Annotated in this window: 23 protein-coding genes; 9 read left to right on the forward strand and 14 right to left on the reverse strand. The window is 71.2% G+C overall.

The window, feature by feature from the left end; translation table 11 throughout:
* Genes sigJ (KVT45_RS04445) through KVT45_RS04455 form a run of 3 tightly spaced genes read right to left on the reverse strand, consistent with a single transcriptional unit; the run spans position 1 to position 2,169 of the window.
* A complete protein-coding gene (gene sigJ, locus KVT45_RS04445) occupies positions 1 to 984 on the reverse strand; it encodes an RNA polymerase sigma factor SigJ (protein ID WP_217545135.1) in 984 nt (327 codons plus the stop codon).
* A complete protein-coding gene (locus KVT45_RS04450) occupies positions 981 to 1,445 on the reverse strand; it encodes a cupin domain-containing protein (RefSeq protein WP_217545136.1) in 465 nt (154 codons plus the stop codon). The genes sigJ (KVT45_RS04445) and KVT45_RS04450 overlap by 4 nt, the downstream gene beginning before the upstream one ends.
* Positions 1,438 to 2,169, reverse strand: a complete 732-nt coding sequence (locus tag KVT45_RS04455; RefSeq protein ID WP_217545137.1) for an NAD(P)-dependent oxidoreductase — start codon at positions 2,167 to 2,169, stop codon at positions 1,438 to 1,440. Before KVT45_RS04455 ends, KVT45_RS04450 begins: the two co-directional genes overlap by 8 nt.
* A gap of 269 nt (positions 2,170 to 2,438) precedes the next feature.
* Between KVT45_RS04455 and KVT45_RS04460 the strand changes: the two genes are divergently transcribed.
* Positions 2,439 to 2,627, forward strand: coding sequence for a DUF5999 family protein (locus KVT45_RS04460; RefSeq protein WP_217545138.1), 189 nt, complete (start codon positions 2,439 to 2,441; stop codon positions 2,625 to 2,627).
* 7 nt (positions 2,628 to 2,634) lie between these two features.
* Here the strand turns inward: KVT45_RS04460 and sigJ (KVT45_RS04465) are convergent, their stop codons facing one another.
* From sigJ (KVT45_RS04465) to KVT45_RS04505, 9 genes are all read right to left on the reverse strand, one after another.
* The gene (gene sigJ, locus KVT45_RS04465; protein WP_217545312.1) at positions 2,635 to 3,531 is read right to left on the reverse strand and encodes an RNA polymerase sigma factor SigJ; all 897 of its coding nucleotides are present in this window, start codon (positions 3,529 to 3,531) and stop codon (positions 2,635 to 2,637) included.
* Between the two features lie 68 nt (positions 3,532 to 3,599).
* Positions 3,600 to 4,901, reverse strand: a complete 1,302-nt coding sequence (locus KVT45_RS04470) for an alpha/beta fold hydrolase (protein ID WP_217545139.1) — start codon at positions 4,899 to 4,901, stop codon at positions 3,600 to 3,602.
* Positions 4,902 to 4,998: 97 nt separating this feature from the next.
* Positions 4,999 to 6,024, reverse strand: coding sequence for a LacI family DNA-binding transcriptional regulator (locus tag KVT45_RS04475; protein ID WP_217545140.1), 1,026 nt, complete (start codon positions 6,022 to 6,024; stop codon positions 4,999 to 5,001).
* A 100-nt stretch (positions 6,025 to 6,124) separates the two neighbouring features.
* Complete coding sequence (locus tag KVT45_RS04480; protein ID WP_217545141.1) at positions 6,125 to 7,549, reverse strand: BNR repeat-containing protein; 1,425 nt, start codon at positions 7,547 to 7,549, stop codon at positions 6,125 to 6,127.
* Positions 7,550 to 7,573: 24 nt separating this feature from the next.
* A complete protein-coding gene (locus KVT45_RS04485) occupies positions 7,574 to 7,894 on the reverse strand; it encodes an L-rhamnose mutarotase (RefSeq protein WP_217545142.1) in 321 nt (106 codons plus the stop codon).
* 17 nt (positions 7,895 to 7,911) lie between these two features.
* A complete protein-coding gene (gene rhaS / locus KVT45_RS04490; protein ID WP_217545143.1) occupies positions 7,912 to 8,994 on the reverse strand; it encodes a rhamnose ABC transporter substrate-binding protein in 1,083 nt (360 codons plus the stop codon).
* A gap of 90 nt (positions 8,995 to 9,084) precedes the next feature.
* Complete coding sequence (locus tag KVT45_RS04495) at positions 9,085 to 10,062, reverse strand: ABC transporter permease (RefSeq protein ID WP_217545144.1); 978 nt, start codon at positions 10,060 to 10,062, stop codon at positions 9,085 to 9,087.
* On the reverse strand, positions 10,055 to 11,095 hold the full coding sequence (locus tag KVT45_RS04500; RefSeq protein WP_217545145.1) for an ABC transporter permease: 1,041 nt from the start codon (positions 11,093 to 11,095) through the stop codon (positions 10,055 to 10,057). The genes KVT45_RS04495 and KVT45_RS04500 overlap by 8 nt, the downstream gene beginning before the upstream one ends.
* Positions 11,092 to 12,609 (reverse strand): sugar ABC transporter ATP-binding protein, encoded by a 1,518-nt coding sequence (locus KVT45_RS04505; protein ID WP_217545146.1) that lies wholly within the window; start codon positions 12,607 to 12,609, stop codon positions 11,092 to 11,094. The genes KVT45_RS04500 and KVT45_RS04505 overlap by 4 nt, the downstream gene beginning before the upstream one ends.
* A gap of 301 nt (positions 12,610 to 12,910) precedes the next feature.
* Here KVT45_RS04505 and rhaI point away from each other — a divergent pair, with 301 nt between their 5' ends.
* Complete coding sequence (rhaI, locus tag KVT45_RS04510) at positions 12,911 to 14,080, forward strand: L-rhamnose isomerase (RefSeq protein WP_217545147.1); 1,170 nt, start codon at positions 12,911 to 12,913, stop codon at positions 14,078 to 14,080.
* A gap of 372 nt (positions 14,081 to 14,452) precedes the next feature.
* Here the strand turns inward: rhaI and KVT45_RS04515 are convergent, their stop codons facing one another.
* Positions 14,453 to 15,064 carry a TetR/AcrR family transcriptional regulator gene (locus tag KVT45_RS04515; protein ID WP_217545148.1) on the reverse strand — a complete coding sequence of 204 codons (612 nt, stop codon included), beginning with the start codon at positions 15,062 to 15,064 and terminating at the stop codon, positions 14,453 to 14,455.
* A 154-nt stretch (positions 15,065 to 15,218) separates the two neighbouring features.
* Between KVT45_RS04515 and KVT45_RS04520 the strand changes: the two genes are divergently transcribed.
* The 4 genes from KVT45_RS04520 to KVT45_RS04535 are packed head-to-tail and all read left to right on the forward strand — an operon-like array spanning position 15,219 to position 18,484.
* Positions 15,219 to 16,277, forward strand: a complete 1,059-nt coding sequence (locus KVT45_RS04520) for a zinc-binding dehydrogenase (protein ID WP_217545149.1) — start codon at positions 15,219 to 15,221, stop codon at positions 16,275 to 16,277.
* A 22-nt stretch (positions 16,278 to 16,299) separates the two neighbouring features.
* Complete coding sequence (locus KVT45_RS04525) at positions 16,300 to 16,812, forward strand: nuclear transport factor 2 family protein (RefSeq protein ID WP_217545150.1); 513 nt, start codon at positions 16,300 to 16,302, stop codon at positions 16,810 to 16,812.
* Positions 16,809 to 17,648 carry an NAD(P)-dependent oxidoreductase gene (locus KVT45_RS04530; protein WP_217545151.1) on the forward strand — a complete coding sequence of 280 codons (840 nt, stop codon included), beginning with the start codon at positions 16,809 to 16,811 and terminating at the stop codon, positions 17,646 to 17,648. The genes KVT45_RS04525 and KVT45_RS04530 overlap by 4 nt, the downstream gene beginning before the upstream one ends.
* A 20-nt stretch (positions 17,649 to 17,668) precedes the next feature.
* Positions 17,669 to 18,484, forward strand: a complete 816-nt coding sequence (locus tag KVT45_RS04535) for an SDR family oxidoreductase (protein WP_217545313.1) — start codon at positions 17,669 to 17,671, stop codon at positions 18,482 to 18,484.
* Between the two features lie 137 nt (positions 18,485 to 18,621).
* Here KVT45_RS04535 and KVT45_RS04540 read toward each other — a convergent pair whose 3' ends face one another.
* Positions 18,622 to 20,265: a GMC oxidoreductase gene (locus KVT45_RS04540; protein WP_217545152.1), complete on the reverse strand. Its 1,644-nt coding sequence runs from the start codon at positions 20,263 to 20,265 to the stop codon at positions 18,622 to 18,624.
* Positions 20,266 to 20,609: 344 nt separating this feature from the next.
* Here KVT45_RS04540 and KVT45_RS04545 point away from each other — a divergent pair, with 344 nt between their 5' ends.
* From KVT45_RS04545 to KVT45_RS04555, 3 genes are all read left to right on the forward strand, one after another.
* Positions 20,610 to 21,239, forward strand: coding sequence for a TetR/AcrR family transcriptional regulator (locus KVT45_RS04545; protein WP_217545153.1), 630 nt, complete (start codon positions 20,610 to 20,612; stop codon positions 21,237 to 21,239).
* A gap of 547 nt (positions 21,240 to 21,786) precedes the next feature.
* Complete coding sequence (locus tag KVT45_RS04550; RefSeq protein ID WP_217545154.1) at positions 21,787 to 23,826, forward strand: bifunctional aldolase/short-chain dehydrogenase; 2,040 nt, start codon at positions 21,787 to 21,789, stop codon at positions 23,824 to 23,826.
* Entirely contained in the window at positions 23,823 to 25,268 is a 1,446-nt protein-coding gene (locus tag KVT45_RS04555; RefSeq protein WP_217545155.1) for a rhamnulokinase family protein, read from the forward strand. The genes KVT45_RS04550 and KVT45_RS04555 overlap by 4 nt, the downstream gene beginning before the upstream one ends.
* The last annotated feature ends 61 nt before the right edge of the window (positions 25,269 to 25,329 follow it).

A 25,329-nucleotide genomic window follows, 5' to 3' on the forward strand; every position in this document is an offset into this window, starting at 1 on the left:
CTACTGATCGGGGGCCTGGCCGGGGTCCTCGTCGTCCGGCCGTACGTGGGTGAGCTTGGCCGGGTTGGTGACGACGTAGACGCCGGAGACCTGGTCGCCGTCCGGGGTGAGGTCCATGACCATCACCGCGTACGGGGAGTCGCCCGAGAACAGCACCGCGGCGTCGTCACCGTTGACGCTGCGGTAGTGGACGTCCAGGTCCCCGGCCCGCCGGGAGGCGTAGCCGGCCAGCATGCGGGCGGCCTTCTCCCGGCCCTGGACCGGGCGCAGCCCGGCCCCCTGCCGGGCCCCTCCGCCGTCGATCCAGACCGTCACGTCCGGGGCGAGGATCTCCAGGAGCGCCTGCAGGTCGCCGCCGAGGGCGGCCGCGACGAACCGTTCGGTCGCCTCCCGCCGGACCCGGGGCCGGGCCCGGTAGCGGGGACGGCGGGCGTGCACATGGGCGCGGGCCCGGTGGGCGACCTGCCGGACGGCGGCCGGGCTGCGGTCGAGCATGTCGGCGATCTCGGTGTGGGGATAACCGAACACCTCGTGCAGGACGAACACCGCCCGTTCCAGCGGGGTGAGGGTCTCCAGGACCACCAGCATCGCCAGGGAGACGGAGTCGTTGCGGACCGTGCGGTCGGCGGTGTCCGGGGCGAGGCCGGTGGCGGCGTCGGGGGCGTCGGTGATCAGGGGTTCGGGCAGCCAGGGCCCGACGTACGTCTCACGGCGGGAGGCGATGGCCGTCTGCCGGGCGAGCGCGTGGTTCACCGCGATCCGGACGAGATAGGCACGCGGGTTGCCGATCTCCGCCAGCGGCGACCGGCTGTTCTTCCCGGACCAGGACAGCCAGGTCTCCTGGAGCACGTCCTCCGTGTCGGCGACGCTGCCGAGCATGTTGTAGACGACGGAGAACAGCAGCTCGCGGTGGTCGGTGAAGAGCCGCGTCGCGGTGTGCGCGGGACTGTCCTGCCGGTCTCCGGTGCCGGGTGACGTACTCATCCCTGTTCCTGGTAGCTGATGTGGTGTTCGGCCGCGATGGGATTGATCTTGGCGGGATCCAGGCGCCCCTCGGTGAGGACGGCGGGTCCCGCTTCGATCAGGTCCTCGACGTACCGCTCCCAGCCGCCGGGCGAGGAGATCTGAAGGACCCGGGGCGGCGGGTCGGAGGCCCGGCGAAGGGCGTGCGGGACGCCGTGCGGGAGCAGCGCGAACGTCCCCTTGGGCGCGCGGTGCCTCCGGTCGTCGAACTCGATCTCCAGGATGCCGTCCAGCACGTAGATGCCCTCGTCCGCGCGATGGTGGACATGCCGTGGGATGTCCTGGGCCAGGATCACCTCCAGCAGCGAGAAGCGCCCCTCGGTGTCCTCGGTCGTCGCCTTGACGGCGAACGCGGGCGGCAACGGGATCCGTCCCGGCCTGGCGGCACCCGGTTCCAGCAGGATGAAACGGTCTTCAGACATGAGCGCGGTCCTTCTCGGCCGGCATGGGCTTCTTGCCTCCGAACGCCTCTTTGCGGATGACGTCGAGGAGGCTCGGAACGCCTTCCGTGGTGCGCACGTCGACGAAGGCGCGTACGTGACGGTCGCCGACCGCCTCGCGCAGCAGCACGTTTCCCAGATCCGCTCGCGAGGTGAACCGGCCGGGCAGGCGCGAGGTGCCCACCTGGTAGTCGCTGACGGCAGCCGCGTCGAAGAGGCCGGCGGGACGGACCACGGTCCACCGGTGGTCGCCGTCGCGCACGATCTCCTCCATGCGGCGCATGTCCTCGTACACGGTGCGCCCCATCGTGCGCGCGATGACGGGTTCGAGCACCTTCCGGAAGAAGAAGGTCTCGCCGGGTGCCGGCACACCGAAGAGCACGGTCGAGGACACGCAGACCAGGCGTCGCACGCCGTGCTCCGTCATGGCCCGCGTGATGTGGGTGATGCCCTCGGAGTACACGGTGACGGGGTTTCGGCCGTACGGCACCCCGAGCGTCGAGATCACCGCGTCCTGCCCGACCACGACGCGTTCCACGGCGGCCGGGTCGAGCACATCCGCGCCGGCCACCCGCAGTCGCGGGTCGCTCAGCGGGAACGCCTCGGGGCGGCGGGTGACGGCGGTGACCGTGTGCCCTTCGGCGATCGCCTGCGCGGTGGTCTCCCGCCCGGTCGGCCCGTTCGCCCCGAATATCACGAGTTTCACGTACTTCCCCTCTCCTGCTGGGCTCGGGCGTGCACACGGTGGCGTCGTCCAAGCTGCTTCGGTCATGGGAGGGGTCCGAGGGCGCCGAATGTGACACCCCGCTCTCGGGTGAGACGCGGACCACACGATCAGAAGGTCACGCCGTCGGCGCGCGTGATCTCCATCGGAAACCCACCGATGAGTTTCCGGCCTTGTAGGGGCCCTCTCATCCAACGGAAAACAAGCTCGGCTACCACAGAGGCAGCAGCCCGCAGGACAGGAGACGGACCATGTGCAGGCATCAGCCCCCGTGCCCCGGCGCCGACCACCCCGACCACCACCCGGCCGTGATCGTCTCGGCTCATCCCGAACAGGGCTGGAGCCTGCTGTGCGACGGCACGATCGTCTTCGACGACACCGGTGAACTCCTCCCCGACGGACGGACCGTGAGCCCCCATCGGCCCCCGGCCGCCGTCTGACCGGCTGTCAGTCGTCCCCGGCGGTGAGTTCCAGGCGGGCGAGCCGCTCGGGGTCGGCGAGGATGTACATCTCGGTGATCCGGCCTTCGGCGACGGTGACCGCCATGACCGACAGCGGGCGTCCCTCGGGCGTGGTGACCATGCCGACGGTGCCGTTGACCAGCGCGAGCCACGCCGAGTCCGCGAACTGCCGGAAGGTGAGCGCCTGTTCGGCCACCGTCCGCGCCCCGCGTACGACCTTGGAGGCGGCCGCGCCGCGCACCAGCGCACCCGAGTCGACGCGCAGCACCACATCCGGGTGGAGCAGGGCGACCAGCGCCTCGAAGTCGCCGCCCCGGGAGGCGGCCAGGAAGGCCTCCAGCACCTTGCGTTGCCGCCCGAGGTCGGGGTCGCCGGTGGGCGTGGCCCCCTGGACCCGGCGGCGGGCCCGGCTGGCCAGCTGCCGGGTGGCCGCCGGACTGCGTTCCACGATGGGCGCGATGTCGTCGAAGGGCACCGCGAACATGTCGTGCAGGACGAACGCCAGCCGCTCGGCGGGCTCCAGCGTCTCCAGGACGATGAGGAGGGCGAGCCCGACGGAGTCCGCCTCCAGCACCTCCTGTTCGGGGTCGACGCTCGACAGCGGCCGGATCACCGGGTCGGGGACGAACGTCTCGTCGATGGGCTGCTCGCGGCGCGCCGTACGGGAGCGCAGCATGTCGAGGCAGACCCGGCCGACCACCGTGGTCAGCCAGCCGCCGAGGTTCCTGATCTCGTCCGCGTCGGTACGCCCGAGCCTGAACCAGGCCTCCTGGACGGCGTCCTCGGCCTCGGCGAGCGAGCCGAGCATCCGGTAGGCCACCGCGCGCAGGTGCCCGCGGTGCTCCTGGAAACGGCCGGCCAGCAGTTCCGCGTCCATGTTCATGTCCCCCCGTTCGTCCATGGCCGCAGACTATGCGGGCCCGCCACGCCCGCAACCTGGTTTACCGGACGTCACGCCTCGTCGCGGGCGAGCTTCAGCAGCCGGTCCAGGACCCTCGGCGCGCCGGCGCGCAGTCCGTCGTGCTCGAACTCGTCGGTGACCCAGGTGCGCAGGCCCCGGACGGCCCCTGCGGTGCGCAGCGAGTGCCCGGCGTCGACGTACATGTCGTCGTGGTAGACGGCGGCGGCGACCGGGACCTCGTTGGCGGCGAGGCGGGCCGGGTCGTACAGCGGCTGCCAGTCGGTGCGGGCGGCGAGCAGGTCGGCCGCCGCCTTCAGCGGCCGCAGGGACGGGTCGGTCTCGAACATCCAGGGGTGCACGGTCTCGCCCGTGAACAGGACCGGGGCGTCGCCCGCGAGCGCCTTGGCCGCGTCGAACTGCGGGAACTCGGCGCGGACCCGCTCGGCCGCCCAGGCGGTGGGGCGGGCGTCCTGGCCGTAGATCGGCTCGTGGACGAGGGCGTACAGCGGGTTGCTCGCATACGAGAGGAGGCTCTGTACCTGCTCCTGGAAGGCGTCGGAGAGGTCGGGGCCGGACGGGGTGCGGACGAAGGCGTCCTCCAGGAGGAAGTGCAGGCGGTGGCTGCCGTCGCTCGTGCCCAGCATCAGGCCGAGGGACTGGAAGGCCTCGACGGTGAGCCGGTAGCCGTTCGGCAGCAGGGTCTCGCGGTCCAGGAGGTGCTCGGCGATGCGGCGGACCCGCTCGACGTCCTGCGGGTAGCGGGCGTAGTGCGCGGCGACCTTGCGCTCGATGCGCGGGTAGGCGGCGCGGTAGACGTCGTCGGCGTGCGCGTCGAGGGACGGCAGGCCGCCGGTGATCACGGAGGTCTTGAGGCCCTCGGGGAAGAACGACAGGTACGTCACCGTGCAGAAGCCGCCGAAGCTCTGGCCCAGGGTCGTCCACGGGTCGCCGCCGGTGACCTGCGGGCGGATCGCCTCGCAGTCCCGGACGATGGAGTCGGCGCGGAAGCGGGCCAGGTGGTCGGCCTGGGCGGCCGGGCCGCCGCGCAGCGGGAGGGTCTGCCGGTTGACCGGGGTGGAGCGGCCGGTGCCGCGCTGGTCGAGGAGCAGGACGCGGTACTCGTCCAGGGCCCGGTCGAGCCAGGCCTGCCGCCCGACGAAACGATTCGCTCCGAAACCGGGACCACCCTGCAGATACAGCAGCCAGGGCAGCTCCTGGTCCGCCTTGTCACTCGCGACCGCCTCCCGGGCATACAGCTCGATGGTCTCGCCGTCCGGTTCTGCGTGATCCAGAGGGACGGTGAAGTGGCGGTCGGTGAGGACGACGCCGGGCTGGCGGTAGCTGAGGCTCAACGGTTCTCCCGGGACGGACGGACGGTCGCGACCCAGTTCAGCACATGTCCGGGGCCCGGGTACCCCCGAGATCATGAAAACGTTACTGAACAACCGATCAGCGGGCGGCCAGGCTGGAGCGGCGCACCACCAGTTCCGGCTGGAGTACCACCCGGCGGTGCTCGTGCGGCGCCCGGCCCTCCCGGTCCTCGGTCTCCTCCAGGAGGAGGTCGGCGGCCATGGCGCCCATGGTGACGGCGGGCTGGCGGACCGAGGTCAGCGGTACGGCGGCCGCGGCGGCGAACTCGATGTCGTCGTAGCCGACGATGGCGAGGTCGTCCGGGACGACCACCCCGGCCGCGTACATGGCCTGGAGGACGCCGAGAGCAAGGAGGTCGTTGGCGCAGAAGACGGCGGTGGGCCGGTCGGCGAGGCCGAGGAGGCGGGCGCCCGCGTCCCGGCCGGCGGCGACGTCGAGACGCTCGGTGGGCAGTTCGCGCAGCGCGTCGGGGCCGAACCCGGCCTCGGCGAGGGCGTTCAGGGCGCCGGTGCGGCGGTCGCGGACCTGGTTGAGGCCGGGCGGGCCGCTGACGTACGCGATGGACCGGTGCCCGGCGTCGACGAGATGGCGGACGGCGAGGGCGCCGCCGGCCACGTCGTCGACGCTCACCGAGCACTCGGTGGTGCCCTCGGCGACCCGGTCGACCAGGACGAAGGGGATGCCGTGCCGGCGGAAGGTCTCGATGTTGCGGCCGGTGGCGTCGGCCGGGGTGAGCAGGACGCCACGCACCCGCTGCTCGGCGAAGAGTGCGAGGTAGTCGGCCTCCTCGCCGGCGTTCTGCGCGCTGTTGCAGACCATCACGCCGAGCCCGGCCTCCCGGGCCGCCCGCTCGGCGCCCCGGGCCACGTCCACGAAGAAGGGGTTGCCCATGTCGAGGACGAGCAGGCCCATGATCCGGCTGCGGCCCGCGCGCAGCTGGCGTGCGGACTCGCTGCGGACGTAGCCGAGCCGGTCGATCGCCGACTGCACCCGCGCCCGGGTCTCGCCGGCGACGGTGTCCGGGCGGTTGATGACGTTCGAGACCGTGCCCACCGAGACTCCGGCGGCACGGGCGACGTCCTTGATACCCACCGACTGGGCCATCGGGCGAGACCTCCAGGAAACGTGGACGGCGCCTTCACAGCACGGAAGGGCACATCGGGAAGGGCTTCACATTACGACATGACTCGCACACCGGTCCGGGTCAGGCGGGCAGGGCGAAGTCGACGACATGGAGCGCGGAGGGTGTCGTACCGCTCGATGTCTCCTGGTACATGAACGACAGCACGTTGTCAGCCTTGACGCGCATCTCGTCGATCACGACCTCGCCGAAGGCGTTCAGGTCGCTGCCGTCGTAGAGCAGTGCCCAGTCGGAGTACCCGGATGCCTTGGACGCGCCGGCGATCCGGCCGTAGGGGAACACGGCGTAGGCGTTGTCGTACCTGTCCAGGACCAGCTTGGTGCGCTGGCTGGAGTTCAGGGCGACCGGGATCTCGGTCTTCTGCCAGCTGCCGGCGGAGTTCTTGCGGACGTGGAAGGCGCGGCCGTTCGCGGTGCGGTCGGCGACGTAGTCGGTGGTGCACTGGCCGAAGCGGCCGGGGACATAGCTGATGATCGCGTGCGGGAGGCCGGTGGAGTCGGTCCACTGGCTCTCCTGGTTCATCAGGGAGTGGTCGGGGTTGAGGGAGTCGACGACCAGCCCGGAGTCGGTGACGGCGACGGTGTCCGGGCTGCCGGTGGTGGCGACCAGGGCGCCGGCGTCGTTACGCCAGGTCCGGCCGCGGTCCGTGGAGTAGACGTAGCCGGTGTCGTGGTTGGTGATGCCGCCGCTGTTGCACATCACGGCGGCGCTCTGCTCGCGCCAGGTGAAGAAGGAGTGCAGCCGTCCGTTGACGTCGTAGTCGACGCCGTGCAGGTACATGTTGCGGGCGGTCGACGAACCGTGCGCGCTGGTGTACGTCCCGGTGGAGCTGCTCCACTCCCCCAGCGCGGTCCAGCTCGAACCGTCGTACTCCGCAAGGGCGTTACGGCCGTTCCCGGAGATCCCCACCCGGTAGCTGAGCTGGAGCTTCCCCTCGGGGGTGGAGATGAACTGCGGGTACGTGAACTGCGAGGTGAGCGACACCCCGTCGAGAGAGGTCTGTACGGCACCGAAGACGGCCGAAGTCCAGGCGGTGGAACCGGGGTTGTCCAGCAGCCCGGCGACCGACCTGACGTAGAAGAAGCCGTCGCTGTGCGAGTCCATGTTGATGTGGAGCCGGCCGTCGGTCTTCGACACGCCCATGGAGATGACGTTGTGCGAGTCGCTGGACTTGAGCTGGTGGGCGAGGGTGACGGTCGACCACGACGACCCGCCGAGCACCCGGCGACCGAGCACCGCGGAGCCGGTCGAGGTGTACCAGCCGGCGTACTGGTAGCCCTGGTAGGTGAACAGGCCGTTCTTCTGGAAGGAGTTGTTGTTGACCAGGCCGTCGTAGGAGACGAAGTAGATCGCCTGGGCGTCGAGTTGAGTGCTCTGCTGCTTGTTCACCGACGGTCCTGGGTCGGCCGCGCGGGCGGTGCCGGCGGCGAGGGCGGGGGTGGCCACGGCTCCGACGAGGGCGGCGCCCAGCACGGTACGTCTTTTCACGAGCGGCTCCCGGGGGGGGACGGGTCAGGCGAGGTGGAACACTTCGGTGAGCGGTTTCATCGCCTCGTCGGGGCGGGTGCCGTCGAGGGCTTCGAAGAAGGGGCCCATCTCGGCCTGCCAGCGGGCGTTGACCTCGGTGGCCTCCATGCCGGCGCGGGCGGCCTCGAAGTCCTCGGTCTCCAGGTAGCCGACCAGCAGGCCGTCGTCGCGCAGGAAGAGCGAGTAGTTGTGCCAGCCGGTGGCGGAGAGCGCCTCGCGCATCTCCGGCCACACGGCGGCGTGGCGTTCGCGGTACTCGGCGAGGCGGTCCTGCCGGACCTTGAGGAGGAAACAGACGCGCTGCATGAAGTACCGCTCCTGCTCTAGAAGTTGAACTGGCCGATGTTCTTCGCGTCGAACACGGTCGGCTTGCCGAGGTTGATCACGCCGTCCTTGCCGATGGTGTACGTGGTGTCGCCGGCCTTGAAGGTCTCGCCCTCCTTGCCGGTGATCTGCCCGGAGACGAGGGCGACGGCGGTGCGGGCGGCGAGGTCGCCGAGCTTGGCCGGGTCCCACAGCTCGAAGGCGTCGACGGTGCCGTTCTTGACGTACTGGCGCATGTCGTTGGGCGTGCCGAGGCCGGTCAGCTTGACCTTGCCCTTGTACTTGGAGCCGGACAGGTACTGGGCGGCCGCCTTGATGCCGACGGTGGTCGGGGAGATGATCCCCTTGAGGTCCGGGTACTGCTGGAGCAGGCCCTGCGTCTGCTGGAAGGACTGCTGGGCGTCGTCGTTGCCGTAGGCGATCTTGACCAGCTTGACGTTCTTGTACTTCGGGTCCTTCAGCTCCTCCTTCATGTACCCGATCCAGGTGTTCTGGTTGGTCGCGGTCTGCGCGGCGCTCAGGACGGCGATCTCGCCCTTGTACCCGATCTGCTCGGCGAGCAGCTGCACTTCGGTCCGGCCGAGGTCCTCGGCGCTGGCCTGCGAGACGAAGGCGTTGCGGCAGCCGGCGTTGGTGTCGGAGTCGTAGGTGACGACCTTGATGCCGTTGCTCATGGCCTGCTTGAGCGCGGTGCACAGGGCGCCGGGGTCCTGGGCGGACACGGCCATGGCGTTGACCTGCTGCTGGGTGAGCGTGTTGACGTAGGAGACCTGCCCGGAGGTGTCGGTCGCGCTGGAGGGTCCGACCTCCTTGTACTTGCTGCCCAGCTCGGTGAGCGCCTGCTCGCCGCCCTTGTCGGCGGAGGTGAAGTAGGGGTTGTTGACCTGCTTGGGCAGGAACCCGACGGTGAGGCCCTTCTTGAGGGCCGCGTTCGGGTCGGCCTTCGCGGTCGAGGTGGCCGCCGACGACTCGTCGCTGCCGGAGTTGTTCTTGGTGGTACCGCCACAGGCGGTGGCGGCAAGGGCGAGGGAGGACACGGCGGCGAGGGCCACACAGGCACGCCGGAGAGACGACTTACGCATGACGGGTTCCTTTTTCAGTAACGGCTGTGGAAGCGCCCTTTCTTGGGGGCGCGGGGAACTGCGCGACCAGCCACATACGGCCCGCAGCAATCAGACGGCCTTCGCACCCCTGTGCCGAGCCAACGAGATCTGCCGGGCAACCCGCGGCCCAAGCACCGAGACGACGAGCAACACACCGGTCACGACGATCTGGGACTGCGCGGACACGTTCAGCAGGCTCATCACGTTCTGCAGCGCCCCGAGGAGAAACACCCCGGCGATCGCACCGCCCAGCGTGCCCCGGCCACCGTCGAAGTCGATGCCGCCGAGCAACACCGCGGCCACCACGCTCAGTTCAAGCCCGGTCGCGTTGTCGTACCGCGCACTCGCGTAGTGCAGCGCCCAGAAGACCCCCGTCAGAGAAGCCATGAACCCGGTCGCCACGAACAGCACCAGCTTGTTCCGCTTCACCCGGATCCCGGCGAACCGCGCCGCCTCCTCGCTCGCCCCCACGGCGAACAGCGACCGCCCGAACGGCGTGGCGTGCAGCACCACCACGGCGATCACCAGCAGCACCAGGAACGGCAGGAAGGCCCGCGGCAGGAACGTGTCGCCGAGCCGCCCCGCCGCGAAGTCCTGGTACTGCGTGGGGAAGTCGGTCACCGCGTCGGAGCCGAGAACGATCTGCGCGATGCCCCGGTAGGCCGCGAGCGTGCCGATGGTGACGGCGAGCGAGGGCAGTCCCAGCCGGGTCACCAGCAGTCCGTTGACCAGCCCGCAGACCACCCCCAGCAGCAGGCACAACGGGATGATCGTCTCGATGGCCATGCCCTCGTTCCAGAGCTTGCCCATGACCGCGCCCGAAAGCCCGGCGGTCGACGCGACCGAGAGGTCGATCTCGCCGGCGACGACCAGCAGTGTCATCGGCAGGGCGATCAGCGCGATGGGAAGCGTGTTGCCGATCAGGAAGGACAGGTTGAGGGAGTTCCCGAAGCCGTCGACGAAGCCGAACGACAGCAGCAGGAGGACGATCAGCAGGACACCGACGACCGTGTCCCAGCGGACCGCGCGGGTCAGGGAGTCAGGCATGGCGGGCGCTCCTCTTCTTCAGGGCGGAGGCCACCCGCGACGCGACGATCCGGTCGACGGCGATGGCGAGCAGCAGCAGGCAGCCGTTGATGGCGAGGACCCACACGGAGCTGACCCCGAGGGCCGGCAGCACACTGTTGACGGAGGTGAGCAGCAGCGCGCCCAGCGCGGCGCCGTACACGCTCCCGGAGCCGCCGGTGAAGACCACCCCACCGACCACCACGGCGCTCACGACGGTGAGTTCGTAGCCGTTGCCGGTGCTGGAGTCGACGTTCCCGAACCGGGCCAGGTACATGGCTCCGGCGAGCCCGGCGAGGGCGCCGCAGAAGGTGTAGGCGGTGAGGATCCGCTTGCGGACCGGGATGCCGGCCAGCCGCGCGGCCTCGGGGTTGGAGCCGAGTGCGTACAACTCCCGCCCGCTGCCGAAGTGCTTGAGGTAGTAGGCGGTGGCGACCAGGACCGCGAGGGCGATCAGGGCCAGCCAGGGGACGGCCGACAGACCGCCGGAGCCGAAGTCGACGAAGGATCCGGGCAGGTCGCCGGCCGTGATCTGCCGGGAGCCGACCCAGATGGAGTCGACGCCCCGGATGATGTACAGCGTGCCGAGGGTGACGACCAGCGCCGGGACCTGACCGAGGCTGACGAGCAGCCCGTTGAGCAGCCCGCAGCCGATGCCGAGCAGCACGGCGAGCAGGATCGCGACGACCGGGTCGCCGCCGCCGTGCAGGTAGTCGCCGGCGGCGAAGGCGGTGATGCCGAGGGTGGAGCCGACGGACAGGTCGACGTTGCGGGTGATCACCACCAGGGACTGGCCGGTGGCGACCAGCACCAGGATGGTGGCGTTGAGCAGCAGGTCCTTGATGCCCTGCTCGGACAGGAACTCGCTGTTGCCGGCCTGGGTGACGGCGATCATCACCAGGAAGACGACCAGGATGGCGAGTTCGCGCATCTTGAAGACGCGGTCGACGAGCCGGGTCCCGGCGGACCCGGGCGTCTCGGCGACGGGGGTCTGTTCGGAGGTGGTCACCGTCATGCGGCGGCCCTCCCCGTGGCTGCGGCCATCACGGTTTCCTCGCTGGCTTCGGAGCGCGGGATCTCGGCGGTGATCCGGCCCTCGTGCATCACCAGCACGCGGTCGGCCATGCCGAGGATCTCGGGCAGGTCGGAGGAGATCATCAGGACGGCGACCCCGTCGGCGGCCAACTCACCGAGGAGTCGGTGGACTTCGGCCTTCGTACCGACGTCGATGCCACGGGTCGGCTCGTCGACGATCAGCACCTTCGGTCCGGTCGCGAGCCATTTGGCGAGGACGACCTTCTGCTGGTTGCCGCCGGAGAGGGTGGAGACGGCGTCGGCGATCCGGGCGTACTTCACCTGGAGCCGGACCGCCCAGTCGAGGGACCGGCTGCGTTCGGCGCCCCGGTCGACGAGGCCCGCCCTGACGGTCGTACGCAGTCCGGTCAGCCCGATGTTCCGCTCGATGGACATGCCCATCACGAGGCCCTGGGCGCGCCGGTCCTCGGGGACGAGGGCGAGGCCCGCGGACATCGCGACGGAGGGTGCGCCGCTGGTCAGTTTCCGTCCCCTGACCTCGACTTCGCCGGCGTCCCAGCGGTCGACGCCGAACACGGCGCGGGCGACCTCGGTCCGGCCGGCGCCGACCAGTCCGGCGAGGCCGACGATCTCGCCGGACCGCACCTCGAAGGAGACGTCCGTGAAGACCCCCTCGCGGGTCAACCGCCGTACGGCGAGGGCGACTTCACCGGCCTGTACATCCTGCTTCGGGTACAGCTCGTCCAGGTCGCGGCCGACCATCCGGCGTACGAGATCGTCCTCGGTCATGCCGTCGATGAGCTCGCTGGCGATCCAGGCGCCGTCCCGGAGGGTGGTGACCCGCCGGCAGATCTGGAAGATCTCCTCCAGGCGGTGCGAGATGAAAAGCACCGCCGCGCCCTGGTCGCGCAGGGTGCGGACGACGCCGAAGAGGCGGGCGACCTCGCTGCCGGTCAGGGCCGCCGTCGGCTCGTCCATGATCAGGACCCGGGCGTCGAAGGAGAGCGCCTTGGCGATCTCGACGATCTGCTGGTCGGCGATGGACAGGCCGCGGGCGGGGCGGTCGGGGTCGAGGGCGACACCGAGCCGCTTCATCAGGGCGGTGGTGGCCGCGCGGGTGGCCTTGTGGTCGATCCGCCCGAGGGCGCGCCGGGGCTGCCGGCCCATGAAGATGTTCTCGGCGATCGACAGGTCGGGGAAGAGCGTGGGTTCCTGGTAGATCACGGCGATTCCGGCGTCGCGGGCGTCGCCGGGGCCGTGGAAGACGACGGGCTCGCCGTCGAGCAGCACCTGGCCGGCGTCCGGCCGGTGCACTCCGGCAAGGGTCTTGATCAGCGTCGACTTGCCCGCGCCGTTCTCCCCGGCGAGGGCGTGCACCTCGCCGGGGAACAGCTCCAGGGAGACGTCCCGCAGGGCGCGTACGGCACCGAAGGACTTGGAGACGTCCTTCAGCGCCAGCACCGGGGCCGGTCCCGAGTCGGACGGGTGGGTCATGGGGGCTCCTCGACGACACCGGCGAGACCGCACTGGCCGAACTCACCGCGTCGTGAAAGGTTTCAACTGGATTGCCGGGACCGTAGGCACCACTGGCATGTCACGTCAATGGGTCCGTATCGAAAAAATTTCGATAGCCTAAGGTCACGGCGGAGTCACGGAAAACGGGGTTGGTCGGAATGCTTGACACCCCCGCGAGGGGCTCATACTTTGCGGTTCTGAATCGTTTCATCACGCAGTCATTCCGATCCCCGTTCCGATCCCCGTTCGGATCCCGTTCCGATCCCCCAGGAGCCCCGAAGTGACCGACCTCGCCGCGGTGAAGGCCGCGCTGAAGACCCAGGCCGTCGAAACGCCGTCGTGGGCGTACGGAAACTCGGGGACCCGTTTCAAGGTGTTCGCCCAACAGGGCGTGCCGCGCTCGCCGAAGGAGAAGCTGGACGACGCCGCGCAGGTGCACGCCGTGACCGGGGTCGCGCCGACGGTCGCGCTGCACATCCCCTGGGACAAGGTGGACGGCTCCGACGGATACACAGACCTGGCCAAGCACGCCGAGGAACGGGGGCTGCGGCTGGGGGCGATCAACTCCAACACCTTCCAGGACGACGACTACCGGCTGGGCAGCATCTGCCACCCGGACGCGACGGTGCGCCGGAAGGCCGTCGATCATCTGCTGGAGTGCGTCGACATCATGGACGCGACCGGGTCCGCGGACCTCAAGCTGTGGTTCGCCGACGGCACCAACTACCCCGGTCAGGACGACATCCGGGCGCGGCAGGACCGACTCGCCGAGGGGCTGGCCGAGGTGTACGCACGGCTGGGCGAGGGGCAGCGGATGCTGCTGGAGTACAAGCTCTTCGAGCCGTCCTTCTACACGACCGACGTGCCGGACTGGGGGACGGCCTACGCCCACTGTCTGAAGCTGGGACCGAAGGCGCAGGTCGTGGTCGACACCGGCCACCATGCGCCGGGCACCAACATCGAGTTCATCGTCGCCACGCTGCTGCGGGAGGGGAAGCTCGGCGGCTTCGACTTCAACTCGCGGTTCTACGCGGACGACGACCTCATGGTGGGGGCCGCGGACCCGTTCCAGCTGTTCCGGATCATGTACGAGGTGGTGCGCGGGGGCGGGCTCACCGCCGAGGTGGCCTTCATGCTCGACCAGTGCCACAACATCGAGGCGAAGATCCCGGCGATCATCCGGTCGGTGATGAACGTGCAGGAGGCCACGGCGAAGGCGTTGCTGGTGGACCGGGGGGCGTTGGCGCAGGCCCAGGTTGCCGGGGATGTGCTGGGGGCCAACGCGGTGGTCATGGACGCCTACAACACGGACGTACGACCGTTGCTGCGCGAAGTGCGGGACGAAATGGGGCTGGACCCCGACCCCGTCGCCGCCTACGCCCGGTCCGGCTGGGCCGAGAAGATCGTCGCCGAGCGCGTCGGCGGACAGCAGGCCGGATGGGGCGCGTAGGCAACCGCCGCTATTCGGCTCGTCGCGACTCGCCTCGTCGCGGATTGCGGGCCGGGCGCTGCCGGACGCGCCCACGCCATATCGATACCGCCCCGGGCCCCTTTCGGGGGCGCCCTGGTCGCCGACGGCCACCAGTAAGAAGGGCTCCGGGCAGACGTCCCGGCCTGAGCACCTCCTGCCGGGCGCTCGGTCACTCCGGGGCGGCAAAGGACGCCGCATCACGGCCGGCGGCCAGACCGGTGCGGAGTACGGCCGCCGGAAGCTGCGGCGGCCCGGGCCGGCCTCGAACGGCTTGCCGCCGAAAGGGAGTTGGTCGCCACCGGGGCGAAGGAGGCAGTCCCGACCGGGTCGATGCCCCCGTCGGGCAGCCCGTCACGCGTCCGGCACGGTGGCCTCTCCGGTGCCGAGGGGGCGCAGCAGCCGGAGCACCATCTCGACGGTGCGCTCCACGGGACGCTGCCGCGTGGTGACGTTGAGCAGGAGCGTGCGGGCCAGCACGGCACCGAGAAGCATGTCGAAGACGTCGTCCGGGTCCACGGCGGGGTCGATGCTTCCGGGCGGTGCGGCGCGCAGGATGTCCTCGAACTGCGGCCGGGCCGACACCCGCAGATCCAGCTCCGGCGGCCGGGGGCGCCGCGACGCCTGGTGGTACGCGAGGAGGCCGGCCGCGGCCGCACGTGCCGCCGGCGCGTTGAAGGCGGCCAGATAGGCGCGGATGAACCGGCGGACGTCAGCGCGGAGGTCTCCCGTCGGCTGGACGCCCAGCGGACTGAGCCCGGGGAACGTGGCTTCCTCGATCAGCTCGATCCGGGACGGCCAGCGGCGGTAGATGGCTGACGCGTGCACACCCGAGTGTTCCGCGACGGCCTGGATCGTCGTCGCCTCGAAGCCCCGCCCGACGAGCAGTTCGCGCGTCGCCGCGAGAGCCCTTTCGTCGATGCTGGTGTCCCGTGGACGGCCCGGACGACGGCGAGACTCGGTCATGCGGGCCATCGTAGTGACCTGGTGCGCTCTCGGCCCCCTCCCGTAATTTCAGGAGACGGTCTTCTATAACTCCCCTCTCCTCGCTAGAGTCCCCTGGCAGACGGGCCCCGGACGGGGACGTGCCCTGGGTTCGGTTCGCGAAGTGGAGAAGCCGATGCGGGCTGCTGTACTGCGAGGCGGGACGGTCCAGACGCGGATCGTCGACGACCCGGTTCCCGGACCGGGACAGCTCCTGGTCCGGTCGCTCGCCTGCGGGATCTGTGCGTCGGACCTGCACTTCATGGACCATCCGGAGGCGGGCGCCGACGACGACAGCGGGATGTCGACGTACGACCAGGACGTCGACATCGTCATGGGCCACGAGTACTGCGCCGAGGTGGTCGGCTACGGCCCCGGCACCGAACGCCGTATCCCCGTCGGCACCCGGGTGAGCTCGCTGCCGGTGCTGTCCACCGCGGCGGGGCGCCGGATCATCGGGCAGAACCCGGACTCCCCCGGCGGGTTCGGCGAGTACCTGCTGCTGACCGAGGCCATCACCCGGGTCGTGGTCTCCGACCTGCCCAGCGAGGTGGTGTGCGTCGCCGACGCGATCTCCGTGGGCTGGTCGACCGCGTCACGCGCCCGGGTCACGTCCGGGGAGGTACCGCTGGTCGTCGGCTGCGGCGCGATCGGCCTGTCGGTGATCGCACGGCTCCGGCACCTGGGGGTGGGGCCGGTCGTGGCGGTCGACTTCGTGGCCGCGCGCCGCGAGACCGCCCGGGCCATGGGAGCCGACGTGGTCGTCGATCCCGCCGGGATCTCGCCGTACCGGGCCTGGCGTGACGTGGCCCAGGGGACGGCCGGGTCGGCGCGGGACCTGATGACGGCGGTGAACGGGCTGCCGGGCTGCGTCGTCTTCGAGTGCGTCGGTGTCCCCGGCGTCCTCGACTCGATCATCAAGGGGTGCGAGCGGGGCACCCGGATCTTCTCCGTGGGCGGCCCGCCGGAGGGCGAGCGCCTGCACACCCTGACCGCCAAGCGGAAGGGCCTCAACGTCCAGTTCGGCGGCGGCCCGTCGATGGCTGACTGGGACGGGGCGTTCGAGGCGGTCTGCTCGGGCGTCCTCGACGTCGGTCCGCTGCTCGGCGGGACCGTCGGGCTCGACGAGGTGCCCGCCGCACTCGACGCCGCACGCGACGCGAACGGCCCGGCCCGCATCGTCGTCGTGCCCTGACCCGACTTCAGAGAGGGCCCACATGAGTGAGATCGACGCATTACGCGCCACCGTCGAGCGGCTGGCGGCACAGGTGCGCGACCTTCAGGACCAGGTCGACATCATGCAGCTCGTCGCCCAGTACGGGCCCGACGTCGACAGCGGCTCGGGGGAGGCCGCCGCCGGGCTCTGGACCGACGACGGGGTCTTCCACGCCGTTCCGCACCTGCGGATGGAAGGCCGGGACGACATCGTCGGCATGGTCCACGGCGCCGGCCACCAGAGCGTGATCGGCAACGGCTGCGGTCACGTCCTGACCGTGCCGCACATCGTCGTCGACGGCGACGAGGCCACCGGCCGCAGCCATGCGCTGCATCTGCGCTGGGACGCCGACGCCGGCCGCTTCTGGGTCTTCCAGGTCTCCGCGAACACCTGGCGCTGGGTGCGCACCGCGCGCGGCTGGCGCATCGCCGAGCGGATCAACGCCAACCTCGACGGCTCCCCCGGACCCCGCGAGATGCTGGCACCGCCGCCCGAGTCCGGCCGCACGCGATGAGGATCGGATTCGTCGGCGCGGGCCGCATGGGCCGACCGATGGCCGGCCGGCTGACGGCCGCGGGGCACGACGTGACCGTCCTGGCACGACGCCCGCAGGCCCGGGAGGCCACCACGGCCGACGGGCTGACCTGGGCCGGGACGGTGGCGGAGACCGTCCGGGACGCGGACGTGGTGTTCGTCGTCGTGCTGACGGACGAGCAGGTGCGGTCGGTGTGCCTCGGACCGGAGGGTGCCCTCGCGGCCATGAGGCCGGGGGCGACGCTCGTCCAGCACACCACCTCCGATCCGGCGACCGCCCGACTGCTCGTCGAGACGGGAGCGGAGCGCGGGATCAGGGTGCTCGACGCCGCGCTCTCGGGCGGCCCGCACGACATCGCCGCGGGCCGGCTCACCCTGTGGATCGGCGGTGACGAGAGCGTCCTGGACGACGTACGTCCGCTGCTGGCGACGTACGCCTCGCCGGTCCTGTGGGTCGGGCCGGCCGGCAACGGCCAGCGGGTCAAGCTGGTGAACAACGCGCTGTTCGTCGCGCAGGTGGGCCTCGTGATCGACGCGGTGCGCCTGGCCGGCTCGCTGGGGATCGAGGAGCGCTTGGTCCTCGACGCGGTGCGGCACGGCAGCGGGGCGAGCCGCGCCCTGGACGTCGTCGCCCGGGGTGGTTCGGTGGCGGCGGTGGCGGAGCGGCTGGCGGGCCTGATGTCGAAGGACGTCGCCGTGGTGCGGGAGGTCGCGCGGGGCGCGGGGGCGGACCTCGGGATCATCGGGACGGTCCTGGCGTCGGACGCGGTCGAGAAGCAGGTACTGAAGCCGGCCGCCGTGCCGGAGAAACCTTGAGGGAGACGACGTTGACCAATGTGACCGACGCAGCCGGCGCATACGGCCCCTGGGGCATCGTCGCCGGCGGCTCCGACGGGGTCGGTGTCGCGTTCGCGCACGGAATGGCCGCCCGGGGCATCAACGTCGTACTGGTGGCCCGGCGGGTCCCCGTACTGGAGGAGGCGGCGGACGCCCTCCGGGCCCGGCACGGTGTCGAGGTCCGCACGGTCGCGCTCGACCTCAGTGCCGCGGGCGCCCTGGCGGAACTCGAACGTGCCACCGCGGACCTGGAGGTCGGACTCCTCGTCTACAACGCCGGTGCCGACACCAGCAGCGCCGCCTTCCTCGACAAGGACCTCGACACCCACCTGGAACTGGTCCACCGAAACTGCACCGCCGTGCTGGAGGCGGCCCACCGCTTCGGCGCCCCGATGGTGGCGCGGGGCCGAGGAGGCATGGTGCTGGTGACCTCGGGTGCGGCCTGGGCGGGCGGCGCCAGGCTCGCCGCCTACGGTGCCTCCAAGGCGTTCGACCTCGTCCTCGCGGAGAGCCTGTGGGCGGAGTGGCGGGGCAGCGGTGTGGACGTCCTGGGGCTCGTGCTCGGCAGGACCGACACCCCGTCCCACCGCCGGATGCGCGAAGCGGACGGCGAGTCGTACGGCGGTGAGCTCGCCGACCCCTACGACGTGGCGGAGGAGGCGCTCGCCCACCTCGCCGACGGCCCCACCTGGATCCACGGCAGCCCGGACCCGACCGGCGGTTCGCCGTTCGGCGCCCTGAGCCGCCGCGACGCCGTGCTCGCCATGAGCCGGGGCGCGGCCGCGAGCGGGGAGGGGAGCGGCGTCGGGCGGTGAGCGGATCCAGGGCCCGTCCGGCAGATCCCGCCACGGACGCGGGGCGCCCGGCCTGCGGCTACGAGCCCCTCCCGGCCCGCTCCGAAGCCATGACCGACCTGATGGCCCGCCGCCGCACCGGCGAGGCCGCCGTCCTCTCAGAAGACGCGCCCGACGTCCTGGCGGACGACGGTCCGCATGCTGTGTTCGGCGAGGGCGGCGATGGTCATGGACGGGTTGCAGGCCCCGGTGGAGCCGGGGATGCGGGCGCCGTCCAGGACGTAGAGGCCCTTGTGTCCGAGGACACGGCCGGTCAGGTCGACGGCCTCGCCTATCGGGACGCCGCCGAGGGAGTGCCAGGTGGAGGGGGCGCCCGCGTTGGTGTCGATCATCATGCCGCCGCCCGCCGCGGCGATGGCCTGCATACGGGCCGCGATCAGCTCCTGGAGCGCCGCGTCCGCGTCGGTGGGCCAGGTGAGCAGGGCGTCGTCGGTGTCGGCGTCGTAGGCCCAGGTGCCCGCGCCGTCGACGATCCCGAAGCCGACCACGGTCAACGCCGTGACGCCGGCCTGCTGGATCGGGGAGCCGGCGTGGACGACGGTGAGCGGAATGGAACTCGTGGGGTCGCTGCCGCCGACACAGGCCGGGCCGCCCTGCCGGGTCCCGGCGTCACCGGTGGGGTTGATCCAGGCCCAGATCCGGTCGCCGTTGTTGCCCCACCGGGTGCCTATCGCGTCGGGCAGGTCCGGGACCAGGCCCTTGGCGCGGGACTTGACCAGGAGACGGGTGGTGCCGGGCGAACCGGCGTTGAGGAAGACGGCGTCTGCGGTGATGCGGATCTGCTCCTGGACGGCGCCGCCGGTGTCGATGCGGTCCACGGACAGCACCCAGCGCTTGTTCGCGTCCATCGCGAGATCGCGTACGACGTGCAGAGGCGCGACCTCGACCAGACCGGTGGACTCCGCCTGGGCGAGGTAGGTGACGTCGATGGAGTGCTTGCCGCCGTTGTTGACGCCGAAGGCGATGTCACTGGTGGTGTACGTCGCCTCGTACTGGCCGGTCAGCTCGCCCCGGACATAGCTCCAGTCGATCGGCAGCGGCACCTTGAACGGCGTCAGACCCGCGGCGGGGGCGACGTCCTCGAAGAGGCGGGAGGACGTGTACGGGTCGGAGGCCAGGATGTCGTAGGGGATGGTGGAGATGCCCAGCATCCGGGCGACGGTGGGATACGCCCACAGGTTCAGATCGTCGTAGAGGTCGGCGGCCACCGGGATCGAGGTGGCGAAGTCGGCCTTGGCCGGCTGCAGGGTCATGCCGTGGTACACGATCGAGCCGCCGCCTACCGCGGCTCCGCACATGGCCGTCATGCCGTTGCCGGTGACGGCTTCGAGGACGCCGGTGTAGGGCGTCCACGTCTTGTCGACGCCGCCGACGATGGCGTGGTCGGTCAGCCAGGCGGAGCGGTTGTCCATGGTGGCGAAGCGACAGAAGGTGGTGGCGTTCGGGCCGGTGACCCAGCGTCGGCCGCGCTCCAGGACCAGGGTGGACACCCCGGCCTGGGCCAGCCGCAGTGCGGTCACGCCACCACCGAAACCGGTACCGACGACCACGGCCCGCTCCCGCCGTTCCGTCACGGAGGCGGAGGCGGAGGCGGGCGCCGCCGAGGCCGCGTCGGCCGTGGCCGAGGCCTTGCCGGCGCCGGCCACGGTCCCACCGAGCGCGGCTGCGCCGAGGGCGGCCGCACCGAGCACCTGACGGCGGCTCAGGCCGGAAGCGGGGCGGGGGAAAGAGTTGTCGGACATGAGACTCCCGTCGGGAGGGGCCCCTGGTGGCCGCGGGCTCGCGGGGGCCGAACTGTGGCGGGAATGGCTCATTGCTGACCGAGGTGCGCGCACTCAGCCGACCCGGACCCGGAAACCAGGCGATGACGGCCTGTTCCGCGGAGCCGACCGCGAGTCAGATTGACATGCTCATGTCGAGTGAGATGACGCCACCGTAGCACCACCTGTCGCACCGTGCCATAAAGTCGCGGCGCGCCATGAATTAGGATCAGCCCATCCATGGCGAGGAGGGGTGCGTGGACGGGCAAGCCGACGGCCGCACGGGGCGACCGCCGTTGACGGAAAGGCGCCGTGAGGCAACGCGCATGGAGATCGCCGACGAGGCGGTCCGGCTTTTCGTCACCCAGGGCGTGGCGGTGACCACCGCGGAGGACATCGCCGCGGCTGCCGGAATCTCCACACGCACCCTGTGGCGGTACTTCCGCTCGAAGGAGGAGTGCGCACGCCCCCTGCTCACGGCGGGTTTGGACCTCGTGACCGAACGCCTGCGGGACTACTGGAGGGGCGGCAGCTCCCTCACCCAGGCGATGCCCAGCGCCCAGGACCCCGGCGTGATCGGCACCCGGCATCTGGAAGCCCTGCGCGACCTCGTACGGTTGAGCCGCGACGAGCCAGGGCTGCGCGCCGTCTGGCTGGAGACGCACTTCGACGCCGAAACCGTGTTCGCTCGCGCCATCGCCGACGGCAGCGACCGCTCCGAGCACGACCTCGCGGTCCGCCTGGAGGCGGGCATGCTGAATGCCGCGCTGCGTATCGCGGTCGAGGACTGGGCCCTGCAGCCCGACCAGCCGGACGGTCGCCCGCTCGGCGAAACCCTCGCGCACGCGCTGCACGTGATGACCGAACTCCTCGATGCCGAGCCTTCCGTGACTGCCGGGCAGAAACCGAAGCGGACGAACCGCTTCCCGGCAACGGGTGCACCCCCCGGGCGGTAGTCGGCGGGACGGCGGCGGGGGCAGTCGGGTTGGCGGCCTGCCCGGTGGGCAGATGTCACCCCTCGCCGACGGGCAGCGTTCATCGTGAACTTGCCGGACACGGACGAAAGTCCATCGGCGAGGGCGGGCGGGACACCATCCCATCCCGGCGAACGGGGGCCGACGCGCCGGAAGACGGCATGGAGGCCGGCCGGACCTCGGCGGCGCACACGGTCGGGCATCCGACCGCTCCGAAGCCTCGAAAACGCCGATGAAACGTTTCATGACATCGCAAGGCCGACCGCACCTCACGGCAAGGTTTCCGAGGCGGGAGATCCACCTTTCACGAACTGACCCGAAGGCGGGCACGCAGACGTCTTGACGCCGCCGGAGCGCTGTGGATAGCTTCCCTGAAACGATTCAAGCAGTGTTCAGAGGTGGTCATGCCGGACCTGGCTGAAGGGCGTCGACATCATGGACGCGACGGGCCGAGCCGCATGTCGATACTGCTCCGCGTCCGTTTCGCGGCGTGTTGTCATACCGTTCATCGAAACCGCTAGGAAGTCCCATGACCGTCCACTCCGAAGCCGCCGCCCTCCTCGACCGCTCCCATCGACTCGGTGCCGATCCCCGCAACACGAACTACGCCGGCGGCAACACCTCCGCCAAAGGCACCGCCACCGACCCCGTCACCGGTGGTGATGTCGAGCTGATGTGGGTGAAGGGGTCCGGCGGGGACCTCGGGACGCTCACCGCGGGCGGCCTCGCCGTGCTGCGGCTCGACCGGCTCCGGGCGCTCGCCGGTGTCTATCCGGGCGTCGACCGCGAGGACGAGATGGTCGGCGCCTTCGACTACTGCCTGCACGGCAAGGGCGGCGCCGCGCCCTCCATCGACACCGCCATGCACGGGCTCGTCGACGCCCCGCACGTGGACCATCTGCACCCGGACTCCGGTATCGCGCTCGCCTGTGCCGCCGACGGGGAGAAGCTCACCGCCGAGTGTTTCGGGGACACCGTGGTGTGGGTGCCGTGGCGCCGGCCCGGGTTCCAGCTCGGCCTGGACATCGCCGCCGTCAAGGCCGCCAACCCGCGGGCGATCGGGTGCATTCTCGGCGGGCACGGGATCACCGCGTGGGGCGACAGCTCCGAGGAGTGCGAGCGGAACTCGCTGCACATCATCCGCACCGCCGAGGCGTTCCTCGCCGAGCACGGCAGTGCGGAGCCCTTCGGGCCCGTCGTCGAGGGGTACGGCGCGCTGCCCGAGGCCGAGCGCCGGGAGCGGGCCGCCGCCCTCGCGCCGTACGTCCGGGCGATCGCCTCCCAGGACAGGGCGCAGGTCGGCCACTTCACCGACTCCGAGGTCGTCCTCGACTTCCTGGCGCGGGCCGAGCATCCGCGGCTCGCCGCGCTGGGCACCTCCTGCCCGGATCACTTCCTGCGGACGAAGGTACGGCCCCTCGTGCTCGACCTTCCGCCCACTGCCCCGCTGGACGAGGCGGTCGCGCGGCTGCGCGAGCTGCACGCCGCATACCGGGAGGAGTACGCCGCCTACTACCAGCGGCACGCCCTGCCCGACTCCCCCGCCATGCGCGGCGCCGACCCGGCGGTCGTGCTCGTGCCCGGCGTCGGCATGTTCAGCTTCGGCAAGGACAAGCAGACCGCCCGCGTCGCGAGTGAGTTCTATGTGAACGCCGTCAATGTGATGCACGGGGCCGAAGCCGTGTCGACGTACGCGCCGATCGAGGAGTCGGAGAAGTTCCGGATCGAGTACTGGGCGCTGGAGGAGGCCAAGCTCCGGCGGATGCCGAGGCCGAAGGCCCTGGCCACCCGGGTCGCGCTGGTGACCGGGGCCGGGAGCGGGATCGGGAAGGCGATCGCGCACCGGCTGGTGGCCGAAGGGGCCTGTGTCGTGGTCGCCGACCTCAACGCGGAGAGCGCGGCCGGGGTCGCGGAGGAGCTGGGCGGGGCCGACAGGGCCGTCGCGGTCACCGTCGACGTGACGGACGAGGAGCAGATCGCCGCCGCCTTCCGGGCCGCCGCACTGGCCTTCGGCGGGGTCGACCTCGTCGTCAACAACGCCGGGATCTCCATCTCCAAGCCCCTGCTGGAGACTTCGGCGAGGGACTGGGACCTCCAGCACGACATCATGGCCCGCGGCTCCTTCCTGGTGTCGCGGGAGGCGGCCCGGGTGATGATCGCGCAGGGGATCGGCGGTGACATCGTCTACATCGCCTCCAAGAACGCCGTGTTCGCCGGGCCCAACAACATCGCCTACTCGGCCACCAAGGCGGACCAGGCCCACCAAGTGCGGCTGCTTGCCGCTGAGTTGGGCGAGCACGGGATCCGGGTCAACGGGGTGAACCCGGATGGTGTGGTACGCGGATCCGGGATCTTCGCCGGCGGGTGGGGGGCGCAGCGGGCCGCCGTGTACGGGGTGGAGGAGGCGAAGCTGGGCGAGTTCTACGCGCAGCGGACCATCCTCAAACGCGAGGTGCTGCCCGAGCATGTGGCGAACGCCGTGTTCGCGCTGACGGGTGGCGAACTCTCCCACACCACCGGGCTGCACGTGCCTGTCGACGCGGGTGTGGCGGCCGCGTTCCTGCGATGAGCTCGCCGAGGTCGTATGCGGCGGTCGACCTGGGCGCGTCCAGCGGGCGGGTCATGGTCGGCCGGGTGGGCCCGGACTCGCTGGAGCTGACCGAGGCACACCGGTTCGCGAACCGGCCGGTGCGGGTGCCGGAAGGGCTGCGGTGGGACGTACTCGCCCTGTACGCGGGGGTGTTGGAGGGGCTGCGGGCCGCCGGGCAGGTGGCTTCCGTCGGCATCGACAGCTGGGCCGTGGACTACGGGCTGCTCGATGCCGACGGGGCGCTGCTCGGCAACCCGGTGCACTACCGGGACGCCCGGACCGAGGGGATCGCCGAGAAGGTGTGGGCGGCCCTGCCCGCGGCGGAGCTGTACGCCCGCACCGGCCTCCAGTACGCGCCCTTCAACACCCTGTACCAGTTGGCGGCCGCCCGGTCGAGCGCTCAATTCGCGCACGCCGAGCGCCTGTTGCTCATTCCCGACCTGCTCTCGTACTGGCTGACCGGCGAGCAGGGCACCGAGCTGACCAACGCCTCCACCACCCAGCTGATCGATCCCCGGACGCGCGACTGGTCGTACGAGGTCGCGGACCGGCTGGGGATCGACCTCGGGCTGTTCGCGCCGCTGCGGCGGCCCGGGGATCCCGCCGGGGTGCTGCGGTCCGAGGTGCTGGAGGAGACGGGGCTGACCGGGCCGGTGCCGGTGACCGCCGTCGGCTCGCACGACACCGCGTCCGCGGTGGCCGCCGTACCGGCCGACGGTGAACGGTTCGCCTACATCTGCACCGGCACCTGGTCGCTGGCCGGGCTCGAACTCACCGCCCCGGTGCTGACCGAGGAGAGCCGGGCCGCCAACTTCACCAACGAACTGGGGCTCGACGGCACGGTCCGCTATCTGCGCAACATCATGGGGCTGTGGCTGCTCCAGGAGTGCGTACGGGCCTGGGGTGAGCCGGAGTTGGGCGGGCTGCTGCGGGAGGCGGCCGGCGTGCCGGCGCTGCGGTCGGTGGTGGACGCGGGGGACGCGGCGTTCCTGGCCCCCGGCCGGATGCCGGAACGGATCGCCGAGGCCTGCCGGGCCTCGGGGCAGCCGGTGCCGCGGACGCCCGGTGAGATCACCCGGTGCATTCTCGACTCCCTTGCGCTCGCCCACCGGCGGGCGGTCACGGAGGCGCAGCGGCTCGCGGACCATCCGGTGGACACGGTGTACGTGGTGGGCGGCGGCACCCGCAACGCGCTGCTCTGCCAGCTCACCGCCGACGCCTGCGGGCTGCCGGTGGTGGCGGGGCCCACGGAGGCGGCGGCCCTCGGGAACGTGCTGGTCCAGGCCCGTACGCACGGTCTCGTCGGCGATCTCGCCGGCATGCGGCGGTTGCTCGTCGGCACCCAGCCACTGACCCGGTACGCGCCGCGCGGCGGCACCGCCCGCTGGGCGGCGGCCGAGGCGCGGCTGACCGCCCGGTGACCGGGCCTCACCGGTCACCGGGTTCCGGCTCCGGACTCGCCACACCGTGACCGGGTCTCCC

The organism is Streptomyces sp. GbtcB6 (assembly GCF_019091475.1).
In the GTDB taxonomy this organism is placed as follows: Bacteria; Actinomycetota; Actinomycetes; order Streptomycetales; family Streptomycetaceae; genus Streptomyces; species Streptomyces hyaluromycini.

Excerpts from the sequence above, each read along its gene's own strand:
- sigJ (WP_217545135.1), bottom strand. The coding sequence starts at position 984 with ATGAGTACGTCACCCGGCACCGGAGACCGGCAGGACAGTCCCGCGCAC.
- KVT45_RS04450 (WP_217545136.1), bottom strand. The coding sequence starts at position 1,445 with ATGTCTGAAGACCGTTTCATCCTGCTGGAACCGGGTGCCGCCAGGCCG.
- KVT45_RS04460 (WP_217545138.1), top strand. The coding sequence starts at position 2,439 with ATGTGCAGGCATCAGCCCCCGTGCCCCGGCGCCGACCACCCCGACCAC.
- sigJ (WP_217545312.1), bottom strand. The coding sequence starts at position 3,531 with ATGAACATGGACGCGGAACTGCTGGCCGGCCGTTTCCAGGAGCACCGC.
- KVT45_RS04475 (WP_217545140.1), bottom strand. The coding sequence starts at position 6,024 with ATGGCCCAGTCGGTGGGTATCAAGGACGTCGCCCGTGCCGCCGGAGTC.
- KVT45_RS04485 (WP_217545142.1), bottom strand. The coding sequence starts at position 7,894 with ATGCAGCGCGTCTGTTTCCTCCTCAAGGTCCGGCAGGACCGCCTCGCC.
- rhaS (WP_217545143.1), bottom strand. The coding sequence starts at position 8,994 with ATGCGTAAGTCGTCTCTCCGGCGTGCCTGTGTGGCCCTCGCCGCCGTG.
- KVT45_RS04495 (WP_217545144.1), bottom strand. The coding sequence starts at position 10,062 with ATGCCTGACTCCCTGACCCGCGCGGTCCGCTGGGACACGGTCGTCGGT.
- KVT45_RS04500 (WP_217545145.1), bottom strand. The coding sequence starts at position 11,095 with ATGACGGTGACCACCTCCGAACAGACCCCCGTCGCCGAGACGCCCGGG.
- KVT45_RS04505 (WP_217545146.1), bottom strand. The coding sequence starts at position 12,609 with ATGACCCACCCGTCCGACTCGGGACCGGCCCCGGTGCTGGCGCTGAAG.
- KVT45_RS04515 (WP_217545148.1), bottom strand. The coding sequence starts at position 15,064 with ATGACCGAGTCTCGCCGTCGTCCGGGCCGTCCACGGGACACCAGCATC.
- KVT45_RS04520 (WP_217545149.1), top strand. The coding sequence starts at position 15,219 with ATGCGGGCTGCTGTACTGCGAGGCGGGACGGTCCAGACGCGGATCGTC.
- KVT45_RS04525 (WP_217545150.1), top strand. The coding sequence starts at position 16,300 with ATGAGTGAGATCGACGCATTACGCGCCACCGTCGAGCGGCTGGCGGCA.
- KVT45_RS04530 (WP_217545151.1), top strand. The coding sequence starts at position 16,809 with ATGAGGATCGGATTCGTCGGCGCGGGCCGCATGGGCCGACCGATGGCC.
- KVT45_RS04540 (WP_217545152.1), bottom strand. The coding sequence starts at position 20,265 with ATGTCCGACAACTCTTTCCCCCGCCCCGCTTCCGGCCTGAGCCGCCGT.
- KVT45_RS04545 (WP_217545153.1), top strand. The coding sequence starts at position 20,610 with ATGGAGATCGCCGACGAGGCGGTCCGGCTTTTCGTCACCCAGGGCGTG.
- KVT45_RS04550 (WP_217545154.1), top strand. The coding sequence starts at position 21,787 with ATGACCGTCCACTCCGAAGCCGCCGCCCTCCTCGACCGCTCCCATCGA.
- KVT45_RS04555 (WP_217545155.1), top strand. The coding sequence starts at position 23,823 with ATGAGCTCGCCGAGGTCGTATGCGGCGGTCGACCTGGGCGCGTCCAGC.